At 63.0% G+C, this 6,020-nt stretch carries 5 protein-coding genes; all 5 read right to left on the bottom strand.

Annotation, left to right across the window (positions count from 1 at the left end; genetic code table 11):
• A partial coding sequence (locus AC1DUU_RS20735; RefSeq protein ID WP_476785283.1) for a CoA-binding protein occupies nucleotides 1–1,857 on the bottom strand: 1,857 nt, incomplete at its 3' end.
• Between the two features lie 46 nt (nucleotides 1,858–1,903).
• Nucleotides 1,904–3,067 (bottom strand): acyl-CoA dehydrogenase family protein, encoded by a 1,164-nt coding sequence (locus AC1DUU_RS20730; protein WP_476785282.1) that lies wholly within the window; start codon nucleotides 3,065–3,067, stop codon nucleotides 1,904–1,906.
• Nucleotides 3,068–3,250: 183 nt separating this feature from the next.
• Nucleotides 3,251–4,318 carry a 3-hydroxyacyl-CoA dehydrogenase NAD-binding domain-containing protein gene (locus AC1DUU_RS20725; protein WP_476785281.1) on the bottom strand — a complete coding sequence of 356 codons (1,068 nt, stop codon included), beginning with the start codon at nucleotides 4,316–4,318 and terminating at the stop codon, nucleotides 3,251–3,253.
• On the bottom strand, nucleotides 4,315–4,944 hold the full coding sequence (locus AC1DUU_RS20720; protein ID WP_476785280.1) for an HD domain-containing protein: 630 nt from the start codon (nucleotides 4,942–4,944) through the stop codon (nucleotides 4,315–4,317). Before AC1DUU_RS20720 ends, AC1DUU_RS20725 begins: the two co-directional genes overlap by 4 nt.
• Before the next feature lie 31 nt (nucleotides 4,945–4,975).
• Entirely contained in the window at nucleotides 4,976–5,893 is a 918-nt protein-coding gene (gene bcoG, locus AC1DUU_RS20715; protein WP_476785279.1) for a 3-dehydrocarnitine:acetyl-CoA trimethylamine transferase BcoG, read from the bottom strand.
• Nucleotides 5,894–6,020 lie beyond the last annotated feature (127 nt).

Genomic DNA, 6,020 nt, shown 5'->3' with positions numbered 1-6,020 from the left:
CTTCTCTACATAGAGGCCGTGACCGAACGGCAGCAGTTCCGCGACGGCCGATCCCACGTCCTCGGCATTCTTCAGGTTGAGCCGCACCGCGCCCAGCTCGCTCTTGTGGGCAACGCCGAGCGCCTTGAGTGCGACAGGGTGGCCGAGCATGTCGGCGGCCTCGATCGCTTCTGCAACAGTCGCCGTGCGACGTCCGGCTGGCACCGCGAGACCCGCCTCACGCAGCAGGGATTTGGCGGCGGCTTCGTCGAGGGTTTTGCGAGAAACACCCCCCTCTGGCCTGCCGGCCATCTCCCCCTCAAGGGGGGAGATCAGGCCTGCATCCACGCCCTGGCCAATCTGAGATGTCGCTCCAACAGCCTCTGCGGTCGCGGAAAAGGCGCCGTCACAGACGCGAATGATCTCCCCCCTTGAGGGGGAGATGGCCGGCAGGCCAGAGGGGGGCGAACTCGCGCTCACCCTCGCAGCAACCGGCTTCGCYCAAGCCTCTCCCACAAACGCCGCCGCCTCCGCCGCGTCCATCGCCTCGGCAATGCCCTGCAACGGCACGATGCCACGTCGAAACAGCTCGGTTGCGTGCTCTTCGGTCAGGTTTTCCGACATGGACGCCACCACCGCACCGCGCGCGGAATTGGCCTTCAGCGCTGCCTCGAACGCCCTGACGGTCGGCCACCAGTCGGCATCCGAGCAGCGGTCGTTGCGCGGAAAGTCCAGCACCAGGATGTTGAGGTCGAAGCCACCAGATACCATCGCCGTGAAGGTCGCCGTCATCGCCGCTTCGTCGTTCCAGATGAAGGTGTGATAGTCGAGCGGATTGGCGACCGCGACGAAAGCGCCGAGCGTCGATTTTACCCGCGCATAGTGATCAGGTGAGAGTGCGGGGAAATGTAAGCCACGGCCCTCAACACTGTCAGCCATGACCGACGCCTCGCCGCCCGAACAGCTCATCGACGAAAGCCTGCGGCCAGGCAACGGCCCAAGCGCGTGCAGCAGCTTCAGCGCCTCGAGGAATGACGGGATGGTGTCGACTCGCGCGATGCCGAGGCGTTTGAGGAAAGCGTCGGAAGCCGCGTCCGAGCCGGCAAGCGAGGCGGTGTGCGAGATGGTCGCTGCCCGCGCCTGTTCGGAGCGGCCGACCTTCATGGCGACAATAGGCTTGTTCAGCTCACGCGCCCGCGCGGCAAGCCGCTCGAAACCGGCAACCTTGTCGAAACCTTCGATGTGCAGGCCAAGGCAGGATACCCGCTCATCCTCGATCAGGCCGAGCGCCATCTCCGACAGGCCGGTCTGCGCCTGATTGCCTGCCGTCATCAGGAAGGCGACCGGCAGGCCGCGCTTCTGCATGGTCAAATTGCAGGCGATGTTGGAGGACTGGGTGATGATGGCTGCGCCGCGGGTGCCCTGCGCCAGCCGCTGGCCGCCATGCTGGTCGGGCCACAGCAGCGCGCCATCGGCATAGTTGATCAGGCCGTAGCAGTTGGGTCCGATGACAGGCATCGCACCGGCGGCCGCGACCAGTTCGGCCTGCAAGCGCTCACCGTCGGCATCGTCGTTGCCGGCCTCGAGGAAGCCCGAGGCAAAGCAGATCGCACCGCCTGCCCCGCGCTCGGCCAGTGCCTTGATAACTTCGAGCGTCAGGAAGCGGTTGACCCCGACAAAGGCGGCGTCGGGCGCCGCAGGCAGTTCGGCAACCGAACGGAAGGTCTTGATGCCTTCGACCTCGTCCTTGGTCGGATGCACCGGCCAGATGTCGCCAGAAAAGCCCATCTTGAGACACTGCTTAACCACGGCCGCAGCCTGGGAACCGCCGAATACGGCGATGGATTTAGGACGCAGGAGGCGTTCGAGGCGGCTCATGCTCGACGCCTCCCCTTCTCTCCTTGTGGGAGTTCTGTCGCGCCCATCATCCCCCCACCGCTCTGAGCAGCGCGCGCGAAATGATATGCCTCTGGATTTCTGACGTACCTTCCCAGATGCGCTCGACGCGCGCGTCGCGCCAGATACGCTCGAGCGGCAGGTCGTCCATCAGCCCCATGCCGCCATGGATCTGGATCGCCTCGTCGGCGACGAAAGCCAGCATCTCGGTGGCCTTGAGCTTGGCCATCGCCATGTCCTGGTCGGTAACTGTGCCCTGGTCGTATTTCCAGCCAGCCTCCATCACCATCAGCTCCGCCGCCTTGAGCTCGGTCGCCATGTCGGCGAGCTTGAACGATACGCCCTGGAACTTGCCGATCTGCTGGCCGAACTGCTCGCGTTGAGCGGCATATTCGATGGCGTGGCCAAGCGCGCGTTCGGCTCGGCCAAGGCATGTGGCGCCGACCTGCAGGCGGGTCGCCCCCAGCCATGAATTGGCGACCTCGAAGCCCTTGTGGACCTCGCCCAGTACCTGGCTCCCCGGCAGCCGGYAGTCGTCGAACTCCAGCACCGAATTGGTGTAGCCGCGATGCGAGACATTTCGGTAGCCGTCGCGCACCGTGAAGCCCGGCGTGCCCTTGTCGACGAAGAAGGCGGTGATCTTCTTGCGCTTGCCGCGCGGACTGTCTTCTTCGCCCGAGGCCATGAAGACGATGGCGAAGTCAGCGATGTCGGCGTGGCTGATGAAATGCTTGGTGCCGTTGAGCACCCAGTCGCTGCCGTCCTGAACAGCCGATGCCTTCATGCCGCGCAGGTCGGAGCCAGCGCCCGGCTCGGTCATGGCCAGGCAGTCCGACTTCTCGCCGCGAATGCACGGAAAGAGGTACTTTTCCCGCTGCTCCGGCGTGCCCGCGAGCAGGATGTTCGACGGCCGCGCAACGCAGGTCCAGTGCAGCGCATAGTTGGCGCGGCCAAGCTCCTTTTCGTAGAGCAGCCAGGTCAGCGTATCGAGCCCGGCACCGCCGACCTCCGCCGGCATGTTGGCGGCGTAAAGCCCTGCGGCGATCGCCTTGGCCTTGATCTCCTCGATCAACTCACGCCGGAGATGGCCAGTTCGTTCGACCTCCTGCTCATGCGGATAAAGCTCGTTTTCGACAAAGGCGCGCGTCGTGTCGACAATGAGTTGCTGTTCCTCGGAAAGTCCGAAATGCATGAAATCACCTGTCAGGTTGAATGTGCGTCCTTCGAGGCTCGCTGCGCTCTCACCTCAGGATGAGGACCGGCTGCGCGCGACACCCTCGAACGGAAAGGCTTGTGCAGACGGTCCTCATCCTGAGGTGCGACCCTGAGCTTGTCGAAGGGGAGCCTCGAAGGACGCACGATGCGTTTCATTGCGTCAGGCCTTCTTTTTCTTCTTCGGCTTTTCGGCCCTTGCCTTTTCGGCGGCCTTCGACACCTTGGTGGCAGCGAGCTTGGAAAGCTGCTTGGTGTAGTCCTTGTACAGCGCGCCGGCACCCCAGCCCTTGCCCTTGTTCTGCTTTGACAGCGCCTCCATGATCGCGACCAGATTGTCGTCTCGGATCCTATCCAGCGCGCGGATCGACCATATGTCGGAGTGCTCGTCCGACTGCGTGGCGATCAGGTCGACAAGCTCGTCGTTGAACTCCGGCACGTCCATCAGCTTGGTCCACGGCCATTTCAGGCATGGCCCGAACTGCGCCATGAAGTGGCGCATGCCCGCCTCGCCGCCGGCAACGCGATAGACCTGGAACATGCCCATCTGCGCCCAGCGCAGGCCAAAGCCATAGCGCATGATGTCGTCGAGTTCCTCGACCGTGCAGATGCCGTCCTTGATCAGCCACAGCGCCTCGCGCCAGGCAGCTTCGAGCAGCCGGTCGCCGACAAAAGCCTCGATCTCCTTGCGGATGACGACCGGCTTCATGCCGATCGACGCATAGATTTCCTTGGCGACCTCGATCGCCTCGGGAAATGTCTGCTCGCCGCCGACGATCTCGACGATCGGCAACAGATAGACCGGGTTGAACGGATGGCCGACGACCAGTCTTTCAGGGTGCTTCTTCATCGCCACCTGCATGTCGGACGGCTTGATGCCCGAGGTCGACGAACCGATGATCGCATTGGCGGGTGCATGAAAATCGATCTCGGCCAGCACCTTGTGCTTGAGGTCGAGTCTTTCAGGCACGCTTTCCTGGATGAAATCAGCGTCGGCGACCGCCTCGGCTATGGTCTTGGCGAAGGTCAGTCTGCCCTCCTTGGGCAGGCCGCCGGGCAGCATCTGCTTGTAGGCGCGGCGCGCGCCTTTCATCACTTCGCCGACCTTGCGCGAGGCCTCGGGATCGGGGTCGAAGATCGAAACGTCAATGCCGTTGAGCAGCAACCGAGCCACCCAACCGGCGCCGATGACCCCGCCACCGATGGCGGCTGCTTTGGTGATGGTGCTCATGCGGGCGCTCCGCTTCTCTCTTTGGCTGTTTCAGGATTGACCAGCGCAACGCGTTCGCCGACGCGGATGACAGCCGGGTCGTAGGCCTTGCGGGCGAAGACCTCGATCACGAAGGGTCGGAAAAACGCGATCGGCAAGGTTTCGTAGTCAGGGTCGAAGCTCGACTGGTCCCAACGTTCGCAGAACTGGTCGCAATCGTTGTAATAGGCATGGCCGGCGAATTTATCGCGAGCGTGGCGGTCGCCGCCGAGATGATGCGCATAATAGAGGCGCTGGAAGTCGCCGTGCTTTTCCACTACCCAGGCGCACTGCTCGCGCACGAAAGGTTTCAGGATCGCCGCTGCGTATTCGTCGTGATTGTAAGGCGCGTAGATGTCACCGATGTCGTGCAAGAGTRCACAGGCGATCCAGTCGGTGTCCGCGCCGTCGCGAAAGGCGCGTGTGGCTGCCTGCAGCGAGTGGCCGAGACGGCTGATCTTGTAGCCCGACAATCCCTCGTCGAGTTGGACCAGCGCGCCGAGCAGACGATCGCCGGTCTTGGCGGCATAGTCGATCTCATGGGCCGTCAAGAACGTATAGTCGTCCTTGTCGCCATCCTTCATGGCGGTGAATTTGACTGTGGTCATGTCAACCTCCTCTTGCCGATCGACATCTCCATCACGTTGCAATCGGTGCCCGTTTGGTCAGATTGAGCTTCTTGCGAACCTCCTCCGGTCCGAGCACCCGCGCGCCGAGATTCTCGACGATGCTGACAGCGCGTTCGACCAGCTGCGCGTTGGTGGCGAGCACGCCCTTGCCGAGCCACAGATTGTCTTCGAGGCCAACACGCACATTGCCACCGGCAATCACTGCGGCTGCCGCATAAGCCATCTGGTTGCGCCCCAACGAAAAGGCCGACCAGTTCCAGGTCGACGGCACATTGTTGACCATCGCCATGAAGGTGTTGAGGTCGTYGGGCGCACCCCACGGCACGCCCATGCACAGCTGCACCAGCGCGTCGGGCTTGAGCACGCCTTCTTCGACCAATTGCTTGGCAAACCACAGATGACCGGTGTCGAAAGCCTCGATCTCCGGCTTGACGCCCATGGCCGTCATCATGCCACCCATGGCACGCAGCATGCCGGGTGTGTTGGTCATGACGTAGTCGGCCTCGGCGAAATTCATCGTGCCACAATCAAGCGTGCAAATTTCCGGCAGGCACTGGCGCACATGCTCCATGCGGTTGGTGGCGCCGCCCATGTCGGTGCCGGCTTGCTTGAGCGGCAGCGGCGCTTCCGGCGAACCGAACACCATGTCGCCGCCCATGCCTGCGGTGAGGTTCAGCACGACATCGACATTGGCGTCGCGAATGCGCTCGGTCACTTCGCGGTAAAGGTGAATGTCGCGGCGCGGCTTGCCAGTCTCAGGGTCGCGGACATGGCAATGGACGATCGCAGCACCCGCCTTGGCGGCATCGATGGCTGAGTCTGCGATCTGCTTGGGCGAGCGCGGCACATGCGGGCTACGGTCCTGCGTGCCGCCGGAACCGGTCACGGCACAGGTGATGAACACGTCCTGGTTCATGGCAAGCGGCATCGGACTTCCTCCCAATCGGATATGCGATCAGCATGCCTGACTTGCAGAAGTCTGTTTTGCATTTTACGAAATCAAAATGGCAAAAGGCGAAAAACCTACGATCTTTCGCGCCGAGCGCATGCCGCTC

The sequence above is a fragment of the Aminobacter sp. P4_H6_2 genome, assembly GCF_056400805.1.
This window is presented reverse-complemented; position numbering and strand designations above follow the sequence as displayed.

Bases quoted from the DNA above. Each gene is read 5' to 3' on its own strand.
- AC1DUU_RS20725 (WP_476785281.1), bottom strand. From the start codon at position 4,318: ATGAGCACCATCACCAAAGCAGCCGCCATCGGTGGCGGGGTCATCGGC.